The sequence below is a fragment of the Paenibacillus sp. MAHUQ-45 genome, from assembly GCF_058133325.1.
Window position 1 is genome coordinate 582,903 of record NZ_JBYUPV010000002.1, and the last position, 26,724, is coordinate 609,626.

Genomic DNA, 26,724 nt, shown 5'->3' on the forward strand with positions numbered 1-26,724 from the left:
TACCGTATGTCCTTTTCGGAGCGACAGCGGGACAACTAGGTTGCTTTTTGAAAATTATGGGGAAACTGTTGAAGTGTGAAAGAAGATATGATTCGCAAAAACGGCTGCATCATCTCGCTGGGAGGACAAGCCGTTTTTGCTTGTAGTTGTATACAGAATTTGTTGCAATTTTGACGGATGAGAAATCCGTTTACTTCAATTAAGGAGGGACTTTATGGAACAACGTGTGGAAATGCAGTTGGGCGGAAGACGCCTTGTGCTGGAAACAGGCCGTTTGGCCAAACAAGCGAACGCAGCTGTAATGGTGCGTTATGGTGATACTTCTGTATTGTGTACGGTTACAGCCTCGAAAGAGCCGAAAGATCTGGATTTTTTCCCGCTTACGGTTAACTATGAGGAAAGATTATATTCGGTGGGTAAAATTCCTGGTGGATTTATTAAACGGGAGGGCAGACCGAGTGAAAAAGCGATTCTGTCTAGCCGTTTGACTGACCGTCCAATACGCCCGCTGTTCCCGGAAGGTTTCCGGAACGATGTACAAGTCTTGAACCTTGTCATGAGTGTGGAGCAGGATTGTGCGCCAGAAATTGCCGCTATGATTGGTACTTCCGCTGCACTGAGTATTTCTGATGTGCCGTTTGATGGACCTATCGGTGGCGTTGCTGTAGGCCGAATCAATGGTGAGTTTGTAATCAATCCGGATATTGCTCAGCAAGCTGACAGCGACATTTATGTCGTGGTTGCCGGAACCAAAGATGCTATCATGATGGTTGAGGCGGAAGCAAGTGAAGTATCGGAAGATGTGATGCTTGAAGCCATCATGTTCGGACATGAAGAAATCCGCAAGATTGTTGCTACCATTGAAGAACTGGTCAAAGTGGCTGGTAAAGAAAAAATGGCTGTGAAGCTACATGCGGTTAATGCTGATGTGAACACTGAGGTTCGTGCTTTTGCAGAGAGCCGTTTGGTGGAAGCTGTCAAAATTGCTGAGAAGCATGCACGTCAGCAGGCGATCGATGTTGTGAATGAAGAAGCTGTTGCGTATTTCGCGGAGAAATACATAGAAACTCCTGAGCTTCTAAATGATGTCAAGGAAGTGCTTCATGATATCGTGAAGGAAGAAGTCAGACGTTTAATTACACACGATAAGGTACGTCCGGATGGTCGTAAGCTTGATGAGATCCGTCCAATCGAATGCGACACAGGTCTGTTGCCGCGTACACACGGTTCCGGTCTGTTCACACGTGGACAAACACAAATTCTTAGCGTATGTACACTGGGCGCATTGGGTGATGTGCAGATTCTCGACGGTATTGATTTGACTGAAACGAAACGTTTCATGCATCATTATAACTTCCCTCCGTTCAGCGTAGGTGAAGCTCGCCCGCTTAGAGCACCAGGCCGTCGCGAAATTGGTCACGGCGCTCTTGGAGAACGTGCACTGTCTAAAGTAATTCCTAGTGAGACTGAATTCCCTTACACCATTCGTTTGGTATCGGAAGCTATTGAATCTAACGGTTCTACTTCCCAAGCCAGCATTTGCGCCAGCAGCATGGCGATGATGGATGCAGGTGTGCCGATTAAAGCGCCAGTAGCCGGTGTAGCCATGGGTCTGATCAAAGATGGAGAGCATGTCTCCATTCTGACTGATATTCAGGGTATGGAAGATCATCTTGGCGATATGGACTTTAAAGTAGCGGGTACGGCAGAAGGCGTAACGGCGATTCAGATGGATATTAAAATTGCCGGTATCGACCGGAAAATCCTTAAGGATGCTTTGCAGCAAGCCAAAGAAGGCCGTATGTTCATTTTGGACAAAATGAATGAAGTGATTTCCGAGGCAAGACCGAATCTGTCCAAATACGCGCCAAAAATCATTATCATCAACATCAACCCGGATAAAATCCGTGATGTTATCGGAGCTGGCGGCAAAATCATCAACAAAATTATCGAAGAAACCGGCGTGAAAATCGACATCGAACAAGATGGCCGTGTATTCATTGGTTCTTCTGATGAAGAGATGATTCAGAAAGCTCGCACTATTATCGAAGGCATTGTACGTGAAGTACAAGTCGGCGAAATCTACGTGGGTACCGTTAGACGCATCGAGAAATTCGGCGCATTTGTTGAACTGTTGCCAGGTAAAGACGGTCTGGTGCATATTTCCCAGCTGTCCACCGAGCGTGTAGCCAAGGTAGAGGATGTTGTGGCTATCGGCGATACAATTACCGTAAAAGTTACTGAGATCGACCAGCAAGGTCGTGTCAACCTTTCCCGCAAAGCGGTGTTGACTTCCGAAGGCGCAGCCAAGGCGTAATTTTTTACACAGGAGCTGTGAGGGTTAAAAGAGACAGAAGCGCAAGTATTCTGGCTCTTTTTCTCATTACACTTAAGGACACTGTTAAGAATTAACGATATAGAAAGAATTAGAGGCAGGGCACCGTAAGGTGCTTTTCTTGTTTTCATGAGTATTTAATCGATGGCGATGTTCCTCTGCATGCATAATTTCTGCGAAACTTTCATAGGCTGGGACAAAGCCTCCCTGCACAGCGTGTGCAGGAGAGACATTGGTTTGTCCGGAGGAGGAAAGGATCATGAAGACGGAAAAGGTCGCACTCGTGCTGGCCTGCATTGCTATAATTATTGGTATAGGGAGTACGAACGGTCCTGTGAGGGACATGCTGGTCCAGTTGAAGCCACAGGAAGGGTTAGCCGTGTGGAAGGACGTGTCAGCCATAGCGCAGGATGATTTGCGAAGTCAGATCGAGGCCAAGGCGGCTAAACTTTCCGCTCCACCGGTGGACGCGGTGCTAGACAGGGTATGGAAAGCTATTCCCGGTTACAACGGTCTGGAAGTGGATGTGGAATCCACCTACAGAAACGCGCTTTTGCAGCCCAAAGAGCCGCTAAAATACGTCTACCGTCAGATCCCGCCCAAAGTATCCTTGGATGATCTTGGGGCACAGCCAATCTTCAGGGGAAATCCAGGCAAGCCGATGGTCTCGCTGATGATCAATGTGGCTTGGGGCAATGAATACATTATTCCGATGCTGGATATTTTGGATCAAGAAAAAGTGAAGGTGACGTTCTTTCTGGACGGGAGCTGGCTGAGTAAAAATCCGGATTTGGCTTTGGAAATGCAGAAACGTGGTCATGAGATGGAGAACCATGCCTATACACATCCCAATATGAGCAGCCTGAGCCAAGCCCGGGCCACAGCCGAAATTGAGAAGACGCAGAAGCTGCTGAAGCAGACGCTGGGAGTTACGAACAAATGGTTTGCTCCGCCGTCGGGCGATTTCAATCAGCAGACCGTAGAGATTGCTGCAAGTCTGGGACTCAAAACTGTGCTGTGGACCCTGGACACGGTGGATTGGCGCAATCCTTCTCCGGAGTCTGTCATTGTCAAAATCACGTCCAAAGCAGAGCCGGGTACGTTGGTGCTCATGCACCCTACAGCGTCCTCCTCAAAGGCTCTGAGAGGCATGATACAAGGCATTCGGAAGAAGGGCTTAAGTCTGGGTACGGTCAGTCAAACGTTGTCGGCAGAACGTGTTCTGCCCCCAGAAGTTGAGTGAGTGTTCTATTTCTGGTACGATAAAAAGCACGTTGGAAATGTCATAGATAGAAACAGGGTTATGCCAGGAGGGCTTGAATTGGAAAAATTAGTGTTATCTAACGGTTTGCGGGTAGTCACGGAGAAAATTCCGACCGGACGCTCCGTTTCTTTCGGAATCTGGGTCAAGACGGGTTCACGGAATGAGAAGCCTGAGAACAACGGGATCTCCCATTTTGTTGAGCATATGCTTTTTAAAGGAACAGACCGCTACAGCGCCAAAGAAATTGCTGAGCAGTTCGATGCAATCGGTGGGAATGTCAACGCGTTCACCTCGAAGGAATACACATGCTATTATGCTAAAGTGCTGGATGAGCATTTGCCAATTGCTGTGGATATACTCTCCGATATGTTCTTCCGCTCCAAACTCGATGCCGAGGAATTGGAGAAGGAAAGAAACGTTATTCTAGAGGAAATCGCTATGTGCGAGGATACGCCGGACGATCTGGTACATGATCTGATGTGTGCAGCGGCTTATCAGGACCACCCACTGGCGTATTCTATTCTAGGACTGAAGGAACGCCTGCTGGAGATGACACCGGATCACCTTCGCGCCTATATGAAGGAACAATATACGATTGAGAATACCGTGATCAGCGTAGCTGGTAATATCAACGATGAACTTATTGGGCTGCTGGAGCAGCATTTCGGCACATTTGACAACCACGGAACGTCAGCATCGCTGTCTGTGCCGGAATTCCATGGAGAGCTGCTGTTTCATCGCAAAAAAACAGAGCAGAATCACATCTGTATCTCGCTTCCGGGCGTTCGTTCCGGCGACCCGCTGCAATATGCAATGGTGCTTATTAACAATGCTGTCGGTGGCGGCATGAGCTCGCGGATGTTCCAGGAGATCCGTGAGAAGCGCGGTCTGGCCTATTCTGTCTATTCCTATCACAGCTCCCAAGCGGATAGTGGCTTGTTCACGGTATACGCCGGGACTGCTCCCAAACAGACCAAGGAGGTCTTGGAGCTTACCAAAGAGATGCTGTATGAGCTTGCTGACAAGGGATTCAGTGAAGACGAACTGGTCAAAGGCAAGGAGCAAATGAAGGGGAGCCTGATTCTTAGCCTTGAGAGCACCAGCAGCAGAATGAACCGTATCGGCAAAAATGAGCTGATGCTCGGCAGACATAATACGCTCGATGATATGATTGCCAAAATCCAGCAGGTGACGATGAATGACATCAACGCTGTACTGGACAACATGTTCTCCCAGCCGTTGGCAATGGCCATGGTGGGCTCAACAGATAAAGCTATAGTTAATGTTAGGAGAGATGATCTTGTCTTACTTCGTTCAAATTCATAAACAACCAGGAAATGAGGATGTATCCCTGCCACGCAAAATGTCAGAGCAGGCCTCCGGTTACGACCTGTACGCTGCCGTGGACAGCGATGTCGTGCTTGAACCGGGTGCGCGTGCATTAATTCCAACGGGCATCTCGCTCGCCATGCCGGATGGCTTGGAAGCGCAGATTCGCCCACGCAGTGGTTTGGCCTTGAAGCATGGTATTACCTGCTTGAACACACCAGGTACCATTGATGCCGATTACCGGGGAGAAATCAAGGTGCTGCTGATCAATCTGGGCCAAGAGCCGTTTGCTATTGCCCGTAATGAGCGCATTGCCCAAATGGTCTTTCAGGCAGTGCCAGCAGTGACACTGGTTGAAGTGGAGGAGCTGTCTGCAACCGTTCGTGGTGAAGGCGGATTCGGACATACAGGGAAATAAACAAGGATACAACAATAGCTACATATATGAAAAAGCTTACGGGAGTTGTGCTGTTTAAAGCTCATTCCGTGAGCTTTTTTGCGTTGTTATCTAATGTAAACTTAAAAATCTAACTTTTTGGATGAGTGTAACCTTTGTGTACGAGAATGTAACTTGGTGGATTATGTGCATTTGTTTATTTTTATCCTGAGCCCACGTTCGAGCGTAAGACGGACCTTGATGGCAGGGGAATATCCTGTTAAATGTTCTTTTTCACCTTATTTGGCATGAATAAATGGAATTTCTCAGACTGTCGAGAAATTCCATTCTCTACGATTGTTGATGATGAAGCTGAGCCTTATAAATCAGGCTCAGCTTCATCATCAATCCTTGTCAAAACCACTGCTTCAGAAGATTGGAGACTTATGCATGGGGGCTAACGGACTCCAGCGCCGTTATTTACACATCAAGCAGCTTCTGGAACATGTAACGGACTCAGGTGCCGCCATTTTCTTCTAAACCGTGGATTTTACACCCGATTTCTGCTCATAGCGTCTCTGGAGTCCGTTATTTTTTGGAACGGTCAGTTGTTAGGAAATAACGTATCTGAGGTCCGTTAGCAGAGGGAACAAGAAGCAAGTTCGGATTTCGAGATTGGTTCAATGATCAAGGGTTTAATTATCGATTTTCTCAAAACAACTACTCCGCTTTTCACCCATCCCGAATGCCCAGCATAAGATGCCTTATAGCCTTGGAGTGTAATGGAAAGGAGCGTCATCCCTATGCTTACTGGCGTCAGGATCGTGTTCCTGGGCGGGGACGCAAGACAATTGGAAGTGATTCGGAAGTGCGTGGAAATGGATGCAACGGTAAGCGTTGCCGGGTTCGATAAATGGGAAGCCCCTTGCCCAGGGGCGAGCCTGGAACAACTGTCAGTGGCGCTGCTGGGAAATGCCGATGTGCTCGTATTGCCAACCGTAGGTTGTGATGATGAGGGGAATATCAGCGCGCTGTTCTCTTCTGAACCGCTTAAGCTGCTGGAGGAGCACGCCGCTGCATTGCCACCGCATTGTACTGTCTATACCGGAATGGCCAAAAACTATCTGCGCAGGCTGTGCACCAAACATGAATTGAAGCTGATCGAATTGCTAGGCCGTGATGATGTGGCGATTTATAACTCCATTCCGACGGCGGAAGGAGCACTGGTCATGGCGATTCAGAATACGGATTTTACCATTCATGGGTCAAGATCCATGGTGCTGGGAATTGGCAGAACAGGCTTTACGATGGCCCGCAGTCTCCAGGGTTTGGGGGCGAAGGTGAAAGTGGGTGTTCGGAGACAGGAGCATTATGCCAGAGCGGAGGAGATGGGCTGGGAACCATTTATGACAGACAATTTGCTGGCTCATGTTACGGATTCGGATCTGATCTTTAATACGATTCCAGACATGATCATTACAGCCCAGGTGCTGTCCCGGATTCCTAGACATTGCCTAATCGTTGATTTGGCTTCTGCTCCGGGCGGCTGTGATTTTCGCTATGCGGAGAAACGTGGAATCAAGGCATTACTGGCTCCCGGATTGCCGGGAATCGTTGCCCCGAGGAGTGCCGGAATCATCATGGCAAATGCATTGGTACAGTCGATATCGGACGGGACTTTGAACAGGGGGGATGTATAATGAACTGGCACGGAAAAACAGTAGGGTATGCCATTACCGGCTCGCACTGCACTTTTGCCGAGGTAATGCCGCAGATCCAGCGCTTTATCGACGATGGTGCGAACGTGGTGCCAATCGTTTCGGGATCGGTACTGGCAACGGACACGCGGTTTGGAACATCGGAAAGTTGGCTAAAACAGTTGAAAGATATAACAGGGAATGATATCATTTCTACAATTGTTGAAGCGGAACCGCTGGGTCCTTCCAAGCTGCTGGATGTGCTGACGATTGCGCCCTGCACAGGCAACACAACAAGCAAGCTGGCTAATGCCATGACAGATAGTCCTGTATTAATGGCGGCAAAATCGCAGATGCGCAACGGGCGTCCGCTTGTGCTGGCGATCTCCACCAATGATGGATTGGGACTGAATGCCGCTAATATAGCGAAGCTGCTCGTGACCAAGAATATTTATTTTGTACCGTTCGGCCAGGATAGTCCACACGGCAAGCCCAATTCATTAGTGGCCCGGATGGAGCTAATTCCGGAGGCCTGCTATGCCGCTCTGCAGGGAAATCAGTTGCAGCCGATGATCATCGAACGGTTTCATTCAGCATAATCAAGGGAACTATTAGAGATTGCCTCTAACTTTCGAAGGGGAGATGTGCAAGGGATGTGGCGGAGGTTCAATGCCGCAGATCATCGACGATTGTTGATTTTATGGCTTGACAACTATACAGCTCGGCTGCTGCCGTCCTCATTTCCGAGGGCGGTACAACCATTTTTTTAACAATATACCGTTGAATCACGACTTCGCAGTGAACATTGCGCTTCTAAAAGAGCTTGCTTTCTGCGTATTTATTAGTGTGCTTGCTTCGATAGTAATGGAGGAATAATACATGGGTATTTTGGTGCAAAAATTTGGCGGAACATCGCTCTCCACACCACAGGCGAGAGAACATGTCATCCGTCATGTCAAACGTGAACTGGCAAGCGGTTATAATCTGGTGATTGTGGTTTCAGCCATGGGCCGCCGGGGGGAGCCTTACGCCACAGATACACTGTTGGATTGGGCAGTACAGAACGGCAACGCCATTGGTGACCGGGAGAAGGATCTGCTGATGTGCTGTGGGGAGATTATCTCTGCAACGACGCTCTGCGGGTTACTGGAGAATGAGGGCATTCCTTCTACGGTGCTGACTGGAGCCCAGGCCGGATTCCTGACGGACAACAACTTCGGCAATGCCAGAATTTTGGATGTGCGCCCAGAGCGTATTCTTCGTGAACTAAGGGAGCAGAAGGTAGTCATCGTAACCGGGTTTCAAGGACAGACGGAAGCCGGAGATTTCACAACGCTTGGGCGGGGCGGAAGCGATACATCGGCAACCGCGCTCGGGGCGGCGCTACGTGCGGATATGGTCGATATCTACACCGATGTGAACGGAATTTTGACAGCGGACCCCCGTATAGTCGAGGATGCCAAGCCATTGACCATTGTCAGCTACACAGAGATTTGCAATATGGCCCATCAGGGAGCCAAGGTTATTCATCCACGCGCTGTGGAAATCGCCATGCAGGCGCAAATTCCAGTGCGTGTTCGTTCTACTTTTTCCGACACGGAGGGTACACTGGTTACGCATCCTGAAGGCTTTAATGATGTGCAGGCGGGCATCGTAGACCGTTTCGTTACCGGGATTGCTTATGTCAGCAATGTGACGCAGATTTCGGTGGAATGTCCGGAGGGAAACGGAACGGGAATGCAGCTGCAGATTTTCAAAAGTATGGCGGACAACGGAATCAGCGTTGATTTTATTAATGTTACACCTACGGAAGCTCTTTACACCGTCTTCGATGATCATTCTGAGAAAGCCATCGCAGCGCTGCAGGAGCTGGGTCTTCGTCCGAAGAGCTTGTCCGGTTGTGCCAAGGTTTCTGTTATTGGCGGCGGCATTAACGGTGTTCCCGGCATTATGGCGCAGATCGTGGAGGCGCTCAGCTCGCAGAACATTCAGATTTTGCAGTCCGCAGATTCCAATACAACCATTTGGGTGCTCGTGAAGAAGGAAGACATGGTACAGTCGCTGCGAGCGCTGCATGCCAAGTTTGAATTACACCGTTAAAGGAGGAATTCAAAATGGATTTCGGGAGATTGATTACAGCAATGGTCACCCCCTTCGACGAAGCGGGAGAAATCAATTGGGAGGAAACTTCGCGTCTCGTTGATTATTTGATTGAAGAACAGAAATCCGAGGGTCTGATCGTTTGCGGAACAACTGGCGAATCTCCGACCTTAAGTGATGAGGAGAAGCTGAAGCTGTTTGAATTCGTATTGGAAAAGGCTCGTGGACGCTGCAAAATTATTGCTGGTACAGGCAGTAATAATACGAAGCACTCTGTTCATCTCACGAAGGAAGCGGAACGGATCGGCGTTGATGGTGTACTGGTGGTAGTGCCGTATTACAACAAGCCCAACCAGGAAGGGTTGTATCAGCATTTTGCCACTATTGCCAGAGAGACCGAGCTTCCGGTGATTCTATACAATGTGCCTAGCCGAACGGGAGTCAGTATGAGCGCGGCTACAACGCTGCGACTTGCAGAAATTCCTAATATCGTGGCTACCAAGGAATGTGCTTCCGTAGATCAGATTACTTTGATTGCCGCAGCTTGTCCGGAGGATTTCCATGTGTACACCGGCGACGATTCGGCAGGACTGGCGGCGCTGGCTGTGGGCGGCCATGGCATTATCAGTGTGGCTAGTCATATTGTCGGCTCTGAAATGCTGGAGATGATTGAGACGTATAATTCCGGAAACGTACGGCGTGCCGGTGAGCTTCACCGGAAGCTATTCCCGGTATTCAAGGGCTTGTTCGAGTGCCCGCAGCCGTTACCGAATCCCGCAGCTGTGAAATACGCACTTGGTCTTAAAGGAGTGAATGTCGGTTCAGTAAGACTTCCGCTCATTGGCCCGACAGAAGAAGAGGCTGCATTTATTGAATCGCTCCTGATCTAATGCTCGCTTAATTGTAATTATCTATATGTAACAAAAGGTGACTGTCTACGACCGGTTCTCCATGTGGAGAGCCGGTTTTTTACGATATGAAGGACGTTTTATAATAAAATAATGGCGATGTTTTGAGGAAAGAATAGAGTTACGGAGTGGACGACTTGTCTTTTGCCAAAAAAATCATGTATAATGATGTTAAGTGACTGGGTGCGGTTAAAATTAAATATGCGGTAATCTTCCGTCAATGTTATGCATTGTGAGACAGGATAGGTCCTTGGATAAGTCTGTTCAGAGCATGGCAGGGGCTTCGCGCAAGGGGCGCGGCGGTGAATTTTGACGGTTTGACCGCTTCAATGGAGCACTTCATTGCCCGGGTTCGGGAGCTTTCGCATTGCACGTTTATATAAGGTCTTACGGAATTTCCCTGTCAATTTTGGAAGCTATCGGCTGTTTGAAGAATGTATTCATTTACAGAATGTATTCAACGCCGCTGAAATAATGAAGTTTCAGTATTTAAAAAAATAAAATGTATGACGTCCAACATCATAGGAGGGTTAGATTCATTTGTCCAAGAAAAATAACAATGATAAATTAACGATTTTCGCTTTGGGCGGAGTCGGAGAAATCGGTAAGAATATGTATGTCGTTCAATATGGTTCCGACATCGTCGTAGTTGACGCGGGTCTGAAATTCCCGGAAGAGGATATGCTCGGCATTGATATCGTTATTCCAGATATCTCGTATTTGACAGAGAACCGTGACAAAGTAAGAGGTATCGTGCTGACACACGGACATGAAGATCACATCGGCGGTCTTCCTTATGTCCTGAAGAATTTGAACGTACCAGTATACGGAACCAGACTGACTTTGGGTCTTGTAGAGAACAAATTGAAGGAAGCTAATCTGCTAGGTGAAACCAAACGGATTCTGATCAACGAAGATTCAGAGATCCAACTGGGGAACTCGCTGAAGGCAACCTTCTTCAGAACCAACCATAGTATTCCCGACTCGGTCGGCGTATGCATCGAAACACCAGAAGGCAATGTCGTGCACACAGGTGACTTCAAATTCGACCACACCCCAGTCAATGGTCAATTTGCGAACCTGCATCGTATGGCTGAAATTGGTCGCAAGGGCGTACTTGCTCTTATGTCCGATAGTACCAATGCTGAGAAACCGGGCTTTACACCTTCGGAGAAAAATGTCGGCATCGTGCTTGAAGATATTTTCCGTAAGGCGGAGCAGCGTGTCGTGGTTGCAACTTTTGCCTCCAACGTACACCGTATCCAGCAAGTTGTGAACGCTGCTGAATCTACTGGACGCAAAATTACAGTTATCGGACGCAGCATGGTTAACGTTGTCTCCATCGCTTCTGAGCTTGGCTATCTGCATGTACCAGATGGTATGCTGATTGAGCCGGAAGAAATGAACCGGATGGCTGCTAACCGCGTAGTGGTATTGTGCACAGGTAGCCAGGGTGAGCCGATGTCCGCATTGACTCGTATGGCACGCTCCAGCCACCGCAAGGTGGATATCTTGCCAGGAGATACCGTTATTATTGCGGCAACTCCGGTACCAGGTAATGAGAAGTATGTAGGCCGTACCATTGATGAACTGTTCCGTCTGGGTGCCAACGTTATTTACAGCGGCTCCAACTCCGGCGTTCACGTATCCGGTCACGGTAGCCAGGAAGAGCTGAAGCTGATGCTTAACCTGATGCAGCCGAAGTATTTCTTGCCGATCCATGGTGAATTCCGTATGCAACGCAGACATGCGCTTCTGGCTGAGTCTGTGGGTGTAGATCCAGCCAACATTTTCATCACAGAAATTGGTGAAGTTGTTGAGATCCAAGGCGGAGCAGCACGCAAAGCAGGCAAAGTAACTGCCGGTAACGTACTGATCGATGGTCTGGGTGTAGGTGATGTGGGTAACATCGTATTGCGTGACCGCAAACTGCTGTCTCAAGATGGTATTCTTGTAGTTGTAGTTACCCTAAGCAAGCAGAATGGGGCTATTGTCTCCGGGCCTGACATTATCTCGCGCGGATTCGTATATGTGCGTGAATCGGAAGGACTTCTGGATGAAGCTAACCGGATCGTCTCCAGCACGCTTCAGCGCCTGATGAGTGAGAAGGTCAACGAGTGGGCATCCCTCAAGACCAGTGTCAAAGATTCTCTCGGCCGTTTCCTCTATGAGCAAACACGCCGCAGACCAATGATCCTGCCAATTATCATGGAAGTGTAATATACATTTTCTTTCAGTATAGCTTAAATAAATCAAGCCTCTTTCTCCCGGAAATATTGGACGGTTTCCAGGGAGGAGGAGGCTTTTTTGCGTTCATTTCGGCAAAATCTATCATGTTGTTGTCTTTTTCCCGCACCTTGTAATTCAGTTGTATGAATTCTGTATTTAAAGCTGCTGAATAACAGAGTGCCCTGAAATGTCATACTAGGATAGCTAATAAGCTAATATGACTGAAGCAATCAAGGGAAAGGGCGTGTCAGGAATCATGAATCATATCACGGGTAACAATGCGGAGAGCAACGAGGAAACCATGCCAGGGCAGGAAACACCGGAGACAGGGCAAGCGATGCCTCCAGGTCCGGTAGGGACATTGAAGGAATTGGGACAGACGACGGTTCCTGTAGCGGAGCCTGATATTTTTTGCATCACGATCATCGGGCAAATTGAAGGTCATATCGTCATGCCGCCGCATAATAAAACAACCAAGTATGAGCATATCATCCCGCAGCTTGTAGCTGCTGAGCAGAACAAGAACATCCATGGGTTGCTGATTATTCTCAATACGGTAGGCGGTGATGTCGAGGCGGGACTGGCGATTGCAGAAATGATTGCTTCGCTGACCAAGCCAACGGTGACGGTTGTCATTGGTGGCGGACATAGCATTGGCGTTCCGATTGCGGTAGCCTCCAGCTATTCAATCATCGCGGAGAGCGCTACGATGACCATTCATCCGATTCGCATGAACGGGCTTGTCATCGGTGTGCCCCAGACTTTTGAGTATATGGAGAAAATGCAGGAACGTGTGGTCAAATTCGTCACTTCGCATTCCCGCATTACAGAAGAGCAGTTTAAGGATTTGATGTTCAAGACAGGAGAACTCAATCGGGATATAGGAACAGCCGTCGGCGGGTTGGATGCAGTGCGCTACGGGCTGATGAATGAGGTTGGAGGAATTGGAGCGGCGCTAAGTCGTCTTAACACCATGATTGCGGAACGATCAGATCCCGGGGTGGCCGGTACAAACATGCCACTGCATGGAGGGATACCACAATGACCTTGTTCACAGTGATGCCCTTAGAACAGGTGTGGGAGGGCGCGTTAACTATCGGTTCAGAACAGCTTGAAGTCCACTATCAGGGCATGCTCATGCAAGTAGAGCCCATGGATGAAGGACGTGCGCGTATTGTGAGGCTACTGAACTGTCCGCTAGCCGCTTATCTTGATTCTTCGCTTGCCCCCGGAGCGATTATTTCATTAACATAATTACTCAATATATGACAAAACAGAACATAGGTACGCCACGCCATTATATGGTATAATGTTGTTCCGGGGGTGTATGGTGTGGCTAAACGAAAACAGAAGAAGAAAAAAGCACTGCTAGGCAGTGTTCTAAAATATGAAATATATGGGATTATGCTTATCACCCTATCTGTCATTGCATTATCCGGAGAGGCTGCAGTGGGACGTTCTCTTTCCAGCCTGGCCGGCTATTTGCTGGGCAGATTTTATTTTGTACTGCCGCTGGTGGGGATCTTTCTAGGTCTCATGGTTATGATCTACAGGAGATGGCCATCTACCTGGAGCAGTCGCCATACTGGTGTGCTGCTGCTTGTAATGTCCATGACGCTGATGAGCACCATATCCGCGATGGAGCAGAAGCTGGGACCGCTTAACATGCTGCATCCAGGAAATGTGTTCACCCAAATACATAATGATCTTAAAGGCGCACTTACGCCTGCAGCGGATAGCAGCAGTGTATATATGCTGGGGAAAGATATCAGTGGAGGCTACCTGGGCAGTCTGGAATACGCGACCCTATTGTGGTTGTTCGGAAGTCTGGGAGCCAAGCTGATCATGATTGTGATGCTCGCGATCAGCTTCATGCTCATCACCAATCTGTCTTACGTAGAACTGTTTATGCTATTGCGTGTTCGTGCAGTTAAGCTGGCCGAGGAGCTGCGCAAGCGGGCGGCTAACCGTCCGAAAGCTGTGCCCGTATCGGCCAAGCCTAAGCCTTCAAGGGCCAAAGCTTCTGCTCCGCGTCAAGTCCCTCAAGACATCGAGGATGACGAGGAGGAGGAGGAGCAGCTTCCGAGACGGAAGCCACCGCTGCTGTTCCAGAAGATCTCGCAGTGGACCTCCGGTTCTTCACGTGTGCAAGAAACGGGAATTCCAGTTAAAGGCGAAGATATTGAATATAATCCTGCCGACGGCCCAATTATCTCCGGGATATCCGCAGGGGTGCCTGTTACTCCTTTCATCGAAGAGGATGAGGATTTTGACGATGAGGACTTTGACGCACCGATCATCCGTGATTTCTTCCAGCACATCCGTTCGGAAGGCTTGAACGATGAGGACCGTGAGGAGTGGAGTGAATTCTCTCCGGCAGCACGAAACGGGATCAAGATCAGTTCACAGGAGCCGGAAATTATCGCTGGTCCGGGGGCAGACGTCAGCGAGACCTTCGGGGCTAATACCGCCGATGGGGCGCTGGGTTTTGCCGGAGTGGGAGGACTTGTGACCTCGCCAGTTTCGGATCTATCCGAAGAGGAGGGTGCTCCGCCGGCTTCTCCACCACCGCCACCTCCGAAGCCGTACAAGCTGCCTTCGTTCAGGCTCTTGTCGAAGCCGAATAATGGCGGTAAAGCTGGAGATCAGAATGATTACATGCAGACAGCCCGTAAGCTGGAGGCCACGCTAGAGAGCTTCGGCGTCCGGGCCAAGGTGCTAGAGGTGGTACGTGGTCCTGCGGTCACGCGTTACGAGATCCAGCCGGATATCGGGGTGAAGGTGAGTCGTATTGTGAATCTCACGGATGATATCGCACTGGCTCTGGCCGCTAAGGATATCCGTATGGAAGCGCCGATTCCGGGTAAATCAGCGATCGGGATTGAGGTACCGAATCCGGAAGTGTCCGTCGTTACCATGCGTGAGGTTATGGAGACCCAGACCTTTACCGAAGCTGAGTCCAAGCTATCCATTGCCTTTGGACGTGATATTTCGGGACAAACGATTATTGGCAATCTGGCGAAGATGCCCCACTTGCTTGTGGCCGGAGCTACAGGCTCTGGTAAATCGGTTTGTATTAATGGTATTATTACCAGTATTTTATATAAAGCGAAGCCTAATGAAGTTAAGTTCCTGATGGTCGATCCCAAGATGGTGGAACTGAATATATACAACGGCATACCGCATCTCATGGCCCCGGTCGTTACTGATCCGAAGCGGGCCAGTCTGGCCTTGAAAAAAATTGTGGTGGAGATGGAGAAGCGGTATGAACTGTTCTCCAAATCCGGAACCCGTAATATGGAAGGCTATAACAATCTGATGAAGGACAATCCGGCCGCTGTGCTGCCGTATATCGTTGTTATTGTGGACGAGCTTGCCGATCTTATGATGGTAGCTGCGAACGATGTGGAGGATGCTATCTGCCGACTAGCGCAAATGGCCCGGGCGGCAGGTATCCACTTGATCATCGCGACCCAGCGTCCTTCAGTGGATGTCATTACCGGTGTGATCAAGGCCAATATTCCATCACGGATTGCCTTTGGTGTATCCTCACAGGTGGATTCACGGACCATTCTTGATATGGCTGGCGCAGAGAAGCTGCTAGGTCGGGGAGACATGCTGTTCATGCCGATGGGCTCCTCTAAACCTATACGCGTTCAGGGCGCCTTTATGAGCGATCAGGAGGTGGAGACGATTGTGCATTACGTCAGCAGTCAGGGTGAAGCCACCTATGATGAATCCATCGTGCCTGAAATCGATGATACAGGAGCCCAAGAGGATGAGCCGCAAGATGAATTGTACGAACAAGCCGTACAAATTGTGCTTGAGGCCAAGCAAGCATCCGTATCCCTGCTTCAGCGCCGCATGAGAGTCGGCTACACCCGCGCTGCGCGCCTAATTGACTCTATGGAGGCCCGTGGGGTAATCGGTCCTTACGAGGGCAGCAAGCCGCGTGAGGTGCTGGTTTCGCTGGAACAGTATCAGCATAACCGGATCAGTTCATAGCATAACTGTCAACGTATTTAACAACAACATGAGAAGGCCCGCCCCAGGACAGGATAACCTGTTTTGGAGCGGGCCTTTTTTAACATTCTAGGAAGCAACGTTTTTACTCTTGTTAAGCAAGTTTATTTTACTGTAGCTAGAAGACTGTTCACGATATAGTCAAGCTGGGCATTAAGCGAGTAAATATCATTGATGATAATCATTCTCATTAGCAACGAATTCCTGACCCTTCTCCACTGCCATGCATAGGAAGAGCTGACAGTCGTCATAATAACTTTAGCCATCCATGCAGAACTTACAAGAGAAAGGTAGAGCGATGCCCTATGAAGAATAAGAAGCTATGGTTACTTGCCGTACTGACCCTTGCCATAACGACCGCCCCTTTTGCAAGCAGCATCATGTTCAGTCAAAAGAGCGCTGCAGCCCGTAACGTGGAGAACACCACTGTGTCGCCTTCTAAAGAGGTGGGCAGCTATGAGCAGGAAGCTTTACCTGCCTTTAGCACGACAACTGTTAAATACGGAGCCTCCGGGAAAGATGTATACGAGCTGCAGGGCCGCTTGAAATTCTTGGGTTATTACGATGGGGCGATAGACAGCCAGTTTGGATCTACGACCCTGGAATCTGTGAAGTGGTTTCAGTGGAAATTCGGTATGCCAGCTGATGGTGTTGTAGGTGCCAAAACCAAACTGAAGCTGTATAACGCGACAAAGGACTGGAGGCCAACCGAACCGCCAACCGGTACTGCCTCCAAAACGCCGAGCAACGCTGGTGGTGGGGATAACACCAAGGAAACGAACAACACCGCTGAACTGTCGTCGGGTAACACTATGGGTTTATCGGAAAATGATCTTAAGATTATGGCCAACGCCGTATACGGGGAATCCCGCGGTGAGCCGTTTGAAGGTCAGGTTGCTGTTGCAGCAGTCATTCTGAACCGCGTGAAGTCCCCAAGCTTTCCCAATACACCGTCCGGTGTAATCTTTCAGCCGGGTGCGTTCACAGCCGTAGCGGATGGCCAGATTTATCTGGAGCCGAACGAACAGGCGCGCAAAGCCGTGCAGCAGGCCCTTAATGGCTGGGACCCCTCTGGGGGATGCCTGTATTATTTCAACCCGAAAACGGCGACCTCCAAATGGATCTGGACTCGTCCACAGGTGAAGACGATCGGGCAGCATATCTTCTGTATGTAAAAGCCTACTGACCGCCGCTTAGGCAGCGTTCAAGCTAAATAATCCGTAAGAGCAACCGGGGGCCTAACCTTCGGTTGCTTCCTTACTTTGGAATGGTTTAGAATGGAAAGTACTTCATAAACATGATGTATAGCATTTATCTACGCCGTAAAGGAGTTTTGGACTTGACTAATAATGGTTTTCAACATGGCAGCGTCGCAGGCATGCGTATTCACGTATTGCCGACGAAGGCGTTCAAGACCTTCGCCATCTCACTTTATGCCGGCGTTCCGCTCAAAGAAGATACCGTAACTCCAACAGCGCTAGTTCCTTTCGTGCTGCGCAGAGGTACGGCCTCCTATCCGGAGACGACTCAGTTCCGTGAACAATTGGAAGAATTGTATGGTGCGGGTTTCGGTTTTGATGTATACAAAAGAGGCGATTACCAGATCGTTCAGTTCCGTATGGATACGATCAATGATTCCTTTGTCCAAAGCAAGGAAAGCCTGCTGGGCGAATCTTTTGCCTTCCTGGGCGAAGTACTGACGAAGCCAGCGCTGGAGAACGGAACGTTCCGTTCGTCCTATGTAGCTACCGAGCGGGAAACGGTCCGCAAGAAGCTGGAAGCTATCGTGAACGATAAAATCCGCTATGCGGCCGAACGTTGTATCGAAGAAATGTGCCGCAATGAGCCTTACCGCCTGCACCCGTTGGGACAGCGCGCCGATCTTGACGGCATTACGCCAGAGAGTCTCTATAAGTCATACAACTCCTGGCTGGATGGAGCGATTCTGGACCTTTATGTGGTGGGAGATACGACCCCGGAAGAGGTAGAGAAGCTGGTTAAGCGTCATTTCGGCCGCAGCGATGCTGCTGTTCCAGCCTATTCTTCCAATTTTACTCCGGTATCCGTGAGTGAAGTCCGTACGGTGGAGGAGAAGCTGGATGTCAATCAGGGCAAGCTGAATATGGGTCTGCGTACTTCAATTACTTACAAAGACGATACCTATGCATCAGCCTTGATGTATAACGGGATTTTGGGCGGTTACCCGCATTCCAAGCTCTTCGTTAATGTGCGTGAGAAGGAGAGTCTGGCTTATTATGCTTCTTCTCGCTATGACGGACATAAAGGGATTGGCACGATTCAGTCCGGGATTGAGATTCAGAATTACAGCAAAGCGGTGGATATTATCCGCCAGCAGCTCGACGAACTGAAACGCGGTAACATCAGTGATCTGGAACTGAGTCAGACCAAAGCGATGATTCGTAATTTGCTCTCAGAGATTCCGGATTCCGCCTTTGAGCTGATTTCATTTGATTTTAACCGCCAGTTATCCGGAAAAGACCGGTCTGCGCAGGAGCTGCTGACGCAAGTGGAACAAATCGGAGCTAACGATGTTAAGGCCGCTGCGGAATCGTTCCAACTCGACACGATTTATTTCCTGACAGGGCAGAAGGAGGAATAGCGGTGGAACAGTTACGTTACGACAAGCTTCAGGAAACGCTGTATCATGAGGTAATGGACAATGGCCTGCAGGTGTATGTGCTGCCTAAGCCAGGTTTCCGTAAAACCTATGCGACATTTGCCACAAAATACGGATCAGTAGATAATCATTTCCGGGTAGCTGGCGGGGAAGAAACAACGGTTCCCGACGGGATTGCCCACTTTTTAGAGCATAAAATGTTCGAGGAACCGGAAGGCGATATTTTTGCCACCTTTGCCTCCAACGGCGCTTCAGCGAATGCATTCACTAGCTTTGACCAGACGGTTTATTTGTTCTCGGCAACAGAGAATATTGAGACCAACCTCAGCACATTAGTTGACTTTGTGCAGCGTCCTTATTTCACAGATGAGAATGTGGAGAAGGAAAAGGGGATTATCGGTCAGGAAATCAATATGTACGCCGACAATCCGGACTGGCGCGTCTATTTTGGCCTCATTGAAGCCATGTATGCGAAGCATCCTGTTCATATTGATATCGCCGGAACTATCGAGTCTATCGCGACCATTACGAAAGAGACATTGTATACGTGCTACAACTCTTTTTACCACCCGAGCAATATGCTGTTGTTCGTCGTAGGTGGTGTGGAGCCGGAGAAAGTTTTCGAGCTCATTCGCAGCAATCAGGCTGGGAAATCCTATGATAAACAGGGCGAAATTGAACGCATTTTTGAACAAGAACCAGAGCAGGTAGCCACTAAGCGCAAGGAGAGCAAGCTGGCTGTCTCGATGCCGAAGCTCCTGTTCGGTTTCAAAGAGAAGGACCTCGGCCTTGCCGGAGAAGCCGCTGTACGCCGCGATCTGACGACCAAGCTGATGCTGGATTTGCTGCTGGGCAGCAGTACAGCATTGTACCAGAAGCTATATGACGAGGAACTGATCTCCGACAGCTTCGGCCATGAGTTCAACAGCTCGCCGCAGTACGCTTTCTCCGCCATTGGTGGCGATACGAAGGACCCTGATTTCCTGCTCAAGCGGATCAAGGAAGAGATTGAACCGATTCTGCAATCCGGATTTGCCGAGAAGGATTTTGAACGGGCACGCAAAAAGAAAATCGGCGGTTATCTCCGCATGCTGAATTCTCCGGAAAATATTGCCCATGAGTTCACTCGCTATCAGTTCCGCGGGGGAGATCTTTTTGAAGTGCTCCCGTTATATGAATCCATCACTCTTGACGAGGTCAATGCACGTCTGCGTAGCCATGTGGATTGGGATCAGTTGGCGATTTCGCTGGTGGTGAGCCCTTAATGTCGTTTCCGGGAGAGAGCAGCAAGCCGATTGGAGAAATGACTGTGCTTATTACCGGTGGCAGCGGGGGAATCGGCGGCGCTATTGCCGAACGCTTTGCATCGGTGGGCATGAATATAGTAATCCATTATATGAACTCTCATGAAGCGGCGAATGACGTTGCCCGCCGCTGCATGGCCCTAGGGGCAAGAGTAATGACAGTGACTGCGGACGTCAAAAACCGCAGTCAGCTTTTGCGTATGGCTGAAAGGTTAGAGAGCAGTGGACTTCAGCCGGACATCCTCGTTAACAATGCCGGTAAAGCCCATTACGGGATGCTGGCAGATCTTTCCGAAGACGAATGGGATGAGATTATGGCGGTTAATTTGAAGGGGACCTTCCTTTGTAGTCAAATTTTCATGCCGTATATGGTCTCACAGCGTTTTGGACGAATTATTAATGTGTCCTCTGTGTGGGGGATCTCCGGCGCTTCTTGCGAGGTGGCCTATTCCGCTAGCAAAGGCGGTGTCAATGCGTTCACCAAGGCACTGGCCAAAGAACTGGCGCCTTCCGGTGTCACGGTGAATGCTGTGGCGCCGGGTGCGGTGAATACGGCTATGCTGGCGAATCTGGAGGAGGAAGATCTGCGCATGTTGGAGGAAGAGATTCCTGCCGGGCGGCTTGGCGCGCCTGATGAAATCGCTTCGCTTGTGTATTTTCTCGCGCTGCCTGAATCCGGGTATATTACAGGACAAGTTATCAGTCCGAACGGGGGCTGGATTACCTAGAGGTCCCGGGCTTGGAGAAAAGCTCCAGCATAAGAACTCCGTGCCCGAGACATATTATTACTGTTGATTTTAAATCTCACGCAAGACGGCGGTTCTTTCGCTTTTGACGAAGGAGTTGACCGTAACCAAGAAGGAGGATTTAAGATGTCAACAGAGAATACGGTAATCAAAAACTACGATGCCTGGAAAAAATTTCTGGGTGAACGGGTCGTTCAGGCTGAGAAGATCGGGATGAGTGAAGACACCATCTCCAAGCTGGCTTTTGAAATCGGGGAATTCCTCGACAACAAGGTTGATCCAGCAAACTCTTCGAACCGGGCGATCAAGGAACTATGGGATGTTGGCAGCGATGAAGAGAAGCAAACAATTGCCAAACTCATGGTCAAGCTAGCGAAACAACACGCATAAGCTTGCGGAAAAAGCTCCCTTCGGGGAGCTTTTCTGTAATTATTACAGGACTGAACTTGCCTTTCATTTTTATTTTATATATCATTAACATGACCCGTGCAATGCAGCGCTTTGTCGAGACAGAGCTTTTTTTGACGTTTGGCAGGTGCAGGGAAAAGGAATCTATGAGGTGTACAAGTGGAACATAAACAGTGGTATATGGAATATAAGATACATAAGAACAGACCTGGTCTGCTCGGTGATATCGCTTCTATGCTCGGGATGTTGGAAGTCAACATTATTACGATTAACGGTGTAGAAGGCAAGACTCGAGGCATGCTGCTCGAGACCAATGACGAAGAGAAGATTATGTTAATGGGCGAAATGCTCAAAAAAGTTGATAATATTACCGTTACGGCTTTGCGTCCTCCACGGCTGGTGGACAAGCTGGCTGTCCGGCATGGACGATATATAGACCGAGATTCAGACGACCGCAAGACATTCAGATTCACGAGAGATGAGCTGGGGCTTCTGGTGGATTTTCTTGGCGAGTTGTTTAAACGTGAAGGTAATCAGGTAATAGGACTGCGTGGGATGCCTCGTGTAGGCAAGACGGAGTCCATTATAGCCGGCAGTGTCTGCGCGATGAAGAGATGGACCTTCGTGTCCTCGACACTTCTACGGCAGACGGTGCGCAGCCAGCTTGCAGAGGATGAGATGAACCCTCATAATGTGTTTATTATTGACGGTATCGTCAGTACGATCCGCTCCAATGAGAAGCATTATAATCTGCTGCAGAATGTGATGAGCATGCCGAGCACGAAGGTTATTGAGCATCCGGATATTTTTGTGCGTGAATCGGAGTACAGCTTTGATGATTTTGACATCATTATTGAACTGCGAAATTCTCCTAGCGAAGAGATCTTGTACGAGACATTCACCGGAAGCTACAATGAGGACCTATAAACATGAGAGAACAAGGAGGTGATGGTATGTCGGAACTGGGCCGGCAATTGAAAGAGGCACGCCTACAAAAAGGCATGAGTCTTGACGATGTCCAGGAAGTTACGAAGATCAGAAAAAAATATTTGGAAGCCATCGAGGCGGGGGATTATAAGGTGCTCCCGGGAAGTTTTTATGTCCGGGCTTTCATCAAAACCTATGCGGAAGCCGTAGGAATTAACCCTGACGAGCTGCTGGAGGAGCATGGCAATGTACCAGCACCGCCGGTGGAAACGACCCCAATGGAAACAGTCATTCAAAAGCGCAGCCGCAGACCCGAGACGGAACGTAACGCGAAGTGGTTGCCAACGCTATTAATGTGGACTTTTCCCGTCCTGATTATTGCCGTCATCTATATGTATGCATCTAACCTGAATAAAGGCGAAAGCAATCAGGTTGATTCGACCAAGGTAACGGATGCTCAGCAGGACCCGGCCACAGCTCAGACTCCACCGCCAGCAGCAGGCAATACAGCGAAGCCTACGGCCACCGAGGGCACTGCCAGCGTGGAACCTACGCCGGAGCCTACATTACAGCCTACCCCTTCACCGACGCCTCCTCCGCCTCCACAGGCCGTTACGGTCACTGAGGATCGCAAATCAGGCAAGAGCACAATCTTTAAGGTATCTGCTCCTCCGGGAAGTGCGGTGCAAGTGAAGATTGCGGCAAACGGAGTCAGCTGGCTTGAAGTGTATAAAGGCTCTAACTCCAAGGGAGAAAAGCTTTCCTTTGGTAACACTGCTGCAGGAGATAATATGACATTCACGCTCGACAGTGCAGGGATGTATATCAAATCCGGTTATTCGCCAGCAACAATCATTACAGTCAATGGTCAACAGGTTACAGACGGTAAATCCTCGTCTCGTATTTTGCTGGAATTGAATGAAGCATCTGGCGGCAATGGCACTGGGAACAGCGGTGCAACGAACTCAGAATCTACATCAACCCAGTAAACGGTAGGGATGCATAGACTTTGGCTTTATGGGGAACATAAGAAGGATTCACAGTTCTTACGCCAAAGCGAGGTGTATCTATCATGACTGTCAGCTGGATTGTAGCAGGATTGGGTGTAATCGTTACGCTCTTGGGATATTACCTGACACCAAGTGCCTGGGGTTACGGGATCCTTGGGTTCGGACTTGCGCATATTGTGCTGGGGATTTTGGATATGTTTCGGTCGCCTTCCCGCAGCAGATAGTTCCTGCGCTCAGGGATTCAAGCGTCTCCCAAGCTTTTGTCGCCTCTGGGAGACGTGTTTTTGCAAGAATGGCAAGCTCCACATTGTGGGGCTGTTTTGCATGTCGGGTCAATGTTTTCTTCCATAATTAGACTTGGACAAATCTTTCTCATATAATAGTAACAGAATAAATGTAAGAAAAGGACGTGAAGTAATGGCTTCGGAAAGTTCGTTTGACATCGTTTCAAAAATGGATATGCAGGAATTAACCAATGCTGTTCATCAGACAGAGAAGGAAATCGACAATCGATTTGACTTCAAAAATAGCAAAAGCAGCTTGAAGCTGGAGAAAGATGCGCTCATCATTTCCTCTGAGGATGAATTCAGGCTGAATGCTGTCATCGATATTTTGCAGTCCAAGATGGTGAAGCGCGGCATTACCCTCAAGAACCTGGATTTCGGCAAGGTGGAGCCTGCAGCGCTGGGGTCTGTACGCCAACGTCTGGGCTTGAAGCAGGGAATTGATCAGGAGAATGCGAAGAAAATCAATATTCTGATTCGGGACTCCAAGCTTAAGGTGAAGAGCCAGATCCAGGGTGACCAAATCCGGGTAACTGGAAAAAGTCGGGATGATCTGCAACAAATCATCCAAATTCTGCGCAAAGCTGATTTGCCGCTCGATTTGCAGTTTAACAATTTAAAGTAAGGTACCTGTGCCCCGCTGTGCTGTACCAGCACGCAAGCTTGCGGGGTGCTTTCTATTTTGCTGGAAGAGAGAGGGTATAAACATCTCGGATTCGCCTCATCATAGCAAGAAGGATGATTGCTTGCTCATGTGGCTCAAATTACATATGGATATTGCAACAGTTTTTTGAATAGATAGAGAGAGTATAGAATCCAGCCAACTGTCCATGGCGCCCACAACATTCAGGGATAAATGAGATGGGGCAGCCGCTATTGCCCGCGGCCGTTTTATGGCTATAATATACTTGCGTAAGAAATGTTGGATCACGATTTGGATGATTGATCAGGGGAGGAACTTCAGTGAATTTGCCCAACCGCATCACGCTTGCTCGTATTTGTCTTATCCCTATTATGATGTTTTTTTTGCTGGTGGATTATAGCTTCTATCCAGAGCCGATACACTGGGGCTCATTCCAGCTTTCTGTTAACCATTTGGTGGCGGCGGTGATTTTCTTGCTGGCAGCCAGTACGGATGGAATAGATGGCTATATCGCCCGGAAATATAATATGGTCACCAATCTTGGCAAGCTGCTTGATCCGCTCGCGGATAAGCTGCTGGTTACCGCTGTGCTTATCTCGTTAGTGGAGCTGGGCAGATGCGATTCCTGGATTGCCATTGTCATTATCAGCCGCGAATTTGCAGTAACCGGGCTTCGTCAGGTTGCGCTGCTTGAAGGCAAGGTAGTGGCCGCCAGCAAATGGGGCAAGATCAAGACGATTGTTCAGATTGTCGCCATCTCCCTGCTGCTGCTCAACAATTTCCCGTTCCAGTTCATCAGCATTCCGGTCGACGATATCGCGATCTGGGCCGCAACGTTGATCACGATTTATTCGGGAATCGATTATTTTGTCAAGAACAAGGATCTGTTGCAGCTCCATAAAGCATAATAATGAACGGTCCATTCTATAATTCAGGAGGCGTCAGCCCGCTATGAAAGCAGAAATCATCGCAGTCGGCACTGAGCTTTTGCTCGGCCAGATCGTCAACAGCAATGCCCAGTTCCTATCGACAGAGCTTGCTGCACTAGGAATCGATGTTTATTTTCAAACGGTGGTCGGCGATAATAGCAGCCGCCTGCAGCAAGCGATCGAAATTGCCCAGAGCCGTGCGGACCTGATCCTCTTCACCGGCGGCATTGGTCCAACCGAAGACGATCTTACCAAAGACGCTCTGGCCGCGGCACTGGGCCGTGGTCTGCATATCGATACACTGGCCATGGACCATGTACAGCGCTTTTTTGACGCACGGAAGATTGTAATGACAGAGAACAATCGCAAGCAGGCTTTGATTATTGAAGGCACTACTCCGCTACCTAATGAGATTGGCTTGGCGGTGGGCATAGCCCTGGCGCATGAGAATAAATATTATATCGTCCTTCCTGGCCCCCCGCGTGAAATGAAGCCAATGTTCACGGACAAGGCCAAGCCATGGCTGCTGCAGCATGCGTTGACGGACGAAATGCCGCTCTACTCAAAAATGCTCAAGTTTGCCGGTATCGGTGAATCGCTCCTGGAGGACAAGCTGATTGATTTGATCCGCAATCAGACCGATCCAACGATTGCTCCATATGCCAAGGAGGGCGAAGTGACGGTCCGCATTTCGACCAAGGCTCCTTCCGAGCATGATGCCTTGAAGAAGCTGGATGTTCTGGAAAAGCAGATCAAGGATATTCTTCCGGAACACATGTATGCGAACATTGACGTGCCGCTGGAACAGCTGATTGTGGACTGGATGGCGGATGCAGGGCTGACTTTGAGTGCGGCGGAGAGCTGCACTGGCGGCCTCCTGATGGAGAGTATTACGAACATTCCCGGCAGTGCTTCGATGTTCGCCGGGGGGATTGTTTGCTACTCCAACGACATCAAGAAGAAGCTGCTGAACGTGCCAAGCGATTTTCTGGAGGGCAGCAATGCTCCTGGCGCCGTCAGCCGCGAGGTTGCCGAGGTGCTGGCTGAGCAGGTGAGAATGATTGCAGACAGTGATTTCGGGCTATCAGTTACTGGTGTGGCTGGACCAGGATATTCTGAGCGCAAGCCGGTGGGACTCGTCTTTATCGGGATTGCTGAGCGGAACCGGAAGACGGAAGTGTACGAGCTGAATTTACAGGGTACTCGAGAGAATATCCGTTTGCGTTCCGTAAAAGCACTGCTGTACCGCCTTTGGCGCAGACTGGAAGAGCGCAAGGTGGAGACTCCGCTGGAAGGCTCCGACTTGTCATAACTTTGGAAGACGTTGTATAATTGAAACATACGGAAGAACCGTGGCGCAGAGCATTCTATGCCGCGGTTTTTTGTTTGATAATCATGGGGAGATGCATTCTCCCGGCCGCGATGCTCTTATTTTGTGCAACCGGAAGGGGGCTTACAATAAAAGGGAGAGGTAGGCCGGAAGTTAAAAAAAACGAATGTATGTTCGAAAAAAAGCTTGGCAAGGTCTTCAAAACACGTTATTATGTATATTATAAACAACAGTGAAGGAAGTG

The 26,724-nt window shown here is 49.2% G+C and carries 24 protein-coding genes; all 24 read left to right on the forward strand.

Annotation, left to right across the window (positions count from 1 at the left end; translation table 11 throughout):
- Positions 1-214 precede the first annotated feature (214 nt).
- The 24 genes from pnp to AC3Y23_RS06545 all read left to right on the forward strand — a co-directional run bounded on the left by pnp (position 215) and on the right by AC3Y23_RS06545 (position 26,462).
- Positions 215-2,317, forward strand: coding sequence for a polyribonucleotide nucleotidyltransferase (gene pnp, locus AC3Y23_RS06430; RefSeq protein ID WP_379196803.1), 2,103 nt, complete (start codon positions 215-217; stop codon positions 2,315-2,317).
- A gap of 277 nt (positions 2,318-2,594) precedes the next feature.
- Positions 2,595-3,578, forward strand: a complete 984-nt coding sequence (locus tag AC3Y23_RS06435) for a polysaccharide deacetylase family protein (RefSeq protein ID WP_379196805.1) — start codon at positions 2,595-2,597, stop codon at positions 3,576-3,578.
- 78 nt (positions 3,579-3,656) lie between these two features.
- Positions 3,657-4,925 carry a M16 family metallopeptidase gene (locus AC3Y23_RS06440; RefSeq protein WP_379196807.1) on the forward strand — a complete coding sequence of 423 codons (1,269 nt, stop codon included), beginning with the start codon at positions 3,657-3,659 and terminating at the stop codon, positions 4,923-4,925.
- Positions 4,894-5,346, forward strand: coding sequence for a dUTP diphosphatase (gene dut / locus AC3Y23_RS06445; protein ID WP_217622374.1), 453 nt, complete (start codon positions 4,894-4,896; stop codon positions 5,344-5,346). Before AC3Y23_RS06440 ends, dut begins: the two co-directional genes overlap by 32 nt.
- 266 nt (positions 5,347-5,612) lie before the next feature.
- Positions 5,613-5,765 carry a hypothetical protein gene (locus AC3Y23_RS06450; protein ID WP_379196809.1) on the forward strand — a complete coding sequence of 51 codons (153 nt, stop codon included), beginning with the start codon at positions 5,613-5,615 and terminating at the stop codon, positions 5,763-5,765.
- A 342-nt stretch (positions 5,766-6,107) separates the two neighbouring features.
- On the forward strand, positions 6,108-7,004 hold the full coding sequence (gene dpsA, locus AC3Y23_RS06455; RefSeq protein ID WP_379196811.1) for a dipicolinate synthase subunit DpsA: 897 nt from the start codon (positions 6,108-6,110) through the stop codon (positions 7,002-7,004).
- Entirely contained in the window at positions 7,004-7,600 is a 597-nt protein-coding gene (locus AC3Y23_RS06460) for a dipicolinate synthase subunit B (RefSeq protein ID WP_066362032.1), read from the forward strand. Before dpsA ends, AC3Y23_RS06460 begins: the two co-directional genes overlap by 1 nt.
- 280 nt (positions 7,601-7,880) lie before the next feature.
- Entirely contained in the window at positions 7,881-9,101 is a 1,221-nt protein-coding gene (dapG, locus tag AC3Y23_RS06465; protein ID WP_379196814.1) for an aspartate kinase, read from the forward strand.
- 14 nt (positions 9,102-9,115) lie between these two features.
- A complete protein-coding gene (dapA, locus tag AC3Y23_RS06470) occupies positions 9,116-9,991 on the forward strand; it encodes a 4-hydroxy-tetrahydrodipicolinate synthase (RefSeq protein WP_379196816.1) in 876 nt (291 codons plus the stop codon).
- A 558-nt stretch (positions 9,992-10,549) separates the two neighbouring features.
- Positions 10,550-12,229, forward strand: coding sequence for a ribonuclease J (locus tag AC3Y23_RS06475; protein WP_175371900.1), 1,680 nt, complete (start codon positions 10,550-10,552; stop codon positions 12,227-12,229).
- Between the two features lie 265 nt (positions 12,230-12,494).
- Positions 12,495-13,283 (forward strand): ClpP family protease, encoded by a 789-nt coding sequence (locus tag AC3Y23_RS06480; protein WP_379197148.1) that lies wholly within the window; start codon positions 12,495-12,497, stop codon positions 13,281-13,283.
- Positions 13,284-13,297: 14 nt separating this feature from the next.
- Complete coding sequence (locus AC3Y23_RS06485) at positions 13,298-13,492, forward strand: YlzJ-like family protein (RefSeq protein WP_379196818.1); 195 nt, start codon at positions 13,298-13,300, stop codon at positions 13,490-13,492.
- A gap of 78 nt (positions 13,493-13,570) precedes the next feature.
- The gene (locus tag AC3Y23_RS06490) at positions 13,571-16,243 is read left to right on the forward strand and encodes an FtsK/SpoIIIE family DNA translocase (protein WP_379196820.1); all 2,673 of its coding nucleotides are present in this window, start codon (positions 13,571-13,573) and stop codon (positions 16,241-16,243) included.
- A 323-nt stretch (positions 16,244-16,566) separates the two neighbouring features.
- Entirely contained in the window at positions 16,567-17,436 is an 870-nt protein-coding gene (sleB, locus tag AC3Y23_RS06495; protein ID WP_379196822.1) for a spore cortex-lytic enzyme, read from the forward strand.
- A 203-nt stretch (positions 17,437-17,639) separates the two neighbouring features.
- Positions 17,640-18,881, forward strand: a complete 1,242-nt coding sequence (gene yfmF / locus AC3Y23_RS06500) for an EF-P 5-aminopentanol modification-associated protein YfmF (protein ID WP_379197150.1) — start codon at positions 17,640-17,642, stop codon at positions 18,879-18,881.
- Between the two features lie 2 nt (positions 18,882-18,883).
- On the forward strand, positions 18,884-20,164 hold the full coding sequence (gene yfmH, locus AC3Y23_RS06505; RefSeq protein ID WP_379196824.1) for an EF-P 5-aminopentanol modification-associated protein YfmH: 1,281 nt from the start codon (positions 18,884-18,886) through the stop codon (positions 20,162-20,164).
- The gene (gene ymfI / locus AC3Y23_RS06510; RefSeq protein ID WP_379196826.1) at positions 20,164-20,931 is read left to right on the forward strand and encodes an elongation factor P 5-aminopentanone reductase; all 768 of its coding nucleotides are present in this window, start codon (positions 20,164-20,166) and stop codon (positions 20,929-20,931) included. Before yfmH ends, ymfI begins: the two co-directional genes overlap by 1 nt.
- 144 nt (positions 20,932-21,075) lie before the next feature.
- Positions 21,076-21,339: a DUF3243 domain-containing protein gene (locus tag AC3Y23_RS06515; protein ID WP_379196828.1), complete on the forward strand. Its 264-nt coding sequence runs from the start codon at positions 21,076-21,078 to the stop codon at positions 21,337-21,339.
- A gap of 177 nt (positions 21,340-21,516) precedes the next feature.
- Complete coding sequence (locus AC3Y23_RS06520; protein WP_379196830.1) at positions 21,517-22,284, forward strand: DUF3388 domain-containing protein; 768 nt, start codon at positions 21,517-21,519, stop codon at positions 22,282-22,284.
- Between the two features lie 26 nt (positions 22,285-22,310).
- The gene (locus AC3Y23_RS06525; protein WP_379196832.1) at positions 22,311-23,273 is read left to right on the forward strand and encodes a RodZ domain-containing protein; all 963 of its coding nucleotides are present in this window, start codon (positions 22,311-22,313) and stop codon (positions 23,271-23,273) included.
- Between the two features lie 83 nt (positions 23,274-23,356).
- On the forward strand, positions 23,357-23,518 hold the full coding sequence (locus AC3Y23_RS06530) for a hypothetical protein (RefSeq protein WP_175406334.1): 162 nt from the start codon (positions 23,357-23,359) through the stop codon (positions 23,516-23,518).
- Between the two features lie 193 nt (positions 23,519-23,711).
- On the forward strand, positions 23,712-24,203 hold the full coding sequence (locus tag AC3Y23_RS06535; protein ID WP_379196835.1) for a YajQ family cyclic di-GMP-binding protein: 492 nt from the start codon (positions 23,712-23,714) through the stop codon (positions 24,201-24,203).
- Positions 24,204-24,541: 338 nt separating this feature from the next.
- On the forward strand, positions 24,542-25,129 hold the full coding sequence (gene pgsA / locus AC3Y23_RS06540; protein ID WP_379196837.1) for a CDP-diacylglycerol--glycerol-3-phosphate 3-phosphatidyltransferase: 588 nt from the start codon (positions 24,542-24,544) through the stop codon (positions 25,127-25,129).
- A gap of 43 nt (positions 25,130-25,172) precedes the next feature.
- Positions 25,173-26,462, forward strand: a complete 1,290-nt coding sequence (locus AC3Y23_RS06545; RefSeq protein ID WP_379196839.1) for a competence/damage-inducible protein A — start codon at positions 25,173-25,175, stop codon at positions 26,460-26,462.
- The last annotated feature ends 262 nt before the right edge of the window (positions 26,463-26,724 follow it).

What these genes read in the sequence shown, in the direction of transcription:
- pnp (WP_379196803.1), top strand. Translation starts at nt 215, where the DNA reads ATGGAACAACGTGTGGAAATGCAGTTGGGCGGAAGACGCCTTGTGCTG.
- AC3Y23_RS06435 (WP_379196805.1), top strand. Translation starts at nt 2,595, where the DNA reads ATGAAGACGGAAAAGGTCGCACTCGTGCTGGCCTGCATTGCTATAATT.
- dut (WP_217622374.1), top strand. Translation starts at nt 4,894, where the DNA reads ATGATCTTGTCTTACTTCGTTCAAATTCATAAACAACCAGGAAATGAG.
- AC3Y23_RS06450 (WP_379196809.1), top strand. Translation starts at nt 5,613, where the DNA reads ATGAATAAATGGAATTTCTCAGACTGTCGAGAAATTCCATTCTCTACG.
- dpsA (WP_379196811.1), top strand. Translation starts at nt 6,108, where the DNA reads ATGCTTACTGGCGTCAGGATCGTGTTCCTGGGCGGGGACGCAAGACAA.
- AC3Y23_RS06460 (WP_066362032.1), top strand. Translation starts at nt 7,004, where the DNA reads ATGAACTGGCACGGAAAAACAGTAGGGTATGCCATTACCGGCTCGCAC.
- dapG (WP_379196814.1), top strand. Translation starts at nt 7,881, where the DNA reads ATGGGTATTTTGGTGCAAAAATTTGGCGGAACATCGCTCTCCACACCA.
- dapA (WP_379196816.1), top strand. Translation starts at nt 9,116, where the DNA reads ATGGATTTCGGGAGATTGATTACAGCAATGGTCACCCCCTTCGACGAA.
- AC3Y23_RS06480 (WP_379197148.1), top strand. Translation starts at nt 12,495, where the DNA reads ATGAATCATATCACGGGTAACAATGCGGAGAGCAACGAGGAAACCATG.
- AC3Y23_RS06485 (WP_379196818.1), top strand. Translation starts at nt 13,298, where the DNA reads ATGCCCTTAGAACAGGTGTGGGAGGGCGCGTTAACTATCGGTTCAGAA.
- sleB (WP_379196822.1), top strand. Translation starts at nt 16,567, where the DNA reads ATGAAGAATAAGAAGCTATGGTTACTTGCCGTACTGACCCTTGCCATA.
- yfmF (WP_379197150.1), top strand. Translation starts at nt 17,640, where the DNA reads ATGCGTATTCACGTATTGCCGACGAAGGCGTTCAAGACCTTCGCCATC.
- ymfI (WP_379196826.1), top strand. Translation starts at nt 20,164, where the DNA reads ATGTCGTTTCCGGGAGAGAGCAGCAAGCCGATTGGAGAAATGACTGTG.
- AC3Y23_RS06515 (WP_379196828.1), top strand. Translation starts at nt 21,076, where the DNA reads ATGTCAACAGAGAATACGGTAATCAAAAACTACGATGCCTGGAAAAAA.
- AC3Y23_RS06525 (WP_379196832.1), top strand. Translation starts at nt 22,311, where the DNA reads ATGTCGGAACTGGGCCGGCAATTGAAAGAGGCACGCCTACAAAAAGGC.
- AC3Y23_RS06530 (WP_175406334.1), top strand. Translation starts at nt 23,357, where the DNA reads ATGACTGTCAGCTGGATTGTAGCAGGATTGGGTGTAATCGTTACGCTC.
- AC3Y23_RS06535 (WP_379196835.1), top strand. Translation starts at nt 23,712, where the DNA reads ATGGCTTCGGAAAGTTCGTTTGACATCGTTTCAAAAATGGATATGCAG.
- AC3Y23_RS06545 (WP_379196839.1), top strand. Translation starts at nt 25,173, where the DNA reads ATGAAAGCAGAAATCATCGCAGTCGGCACTGAGCTTTTGCTCGGCCAG.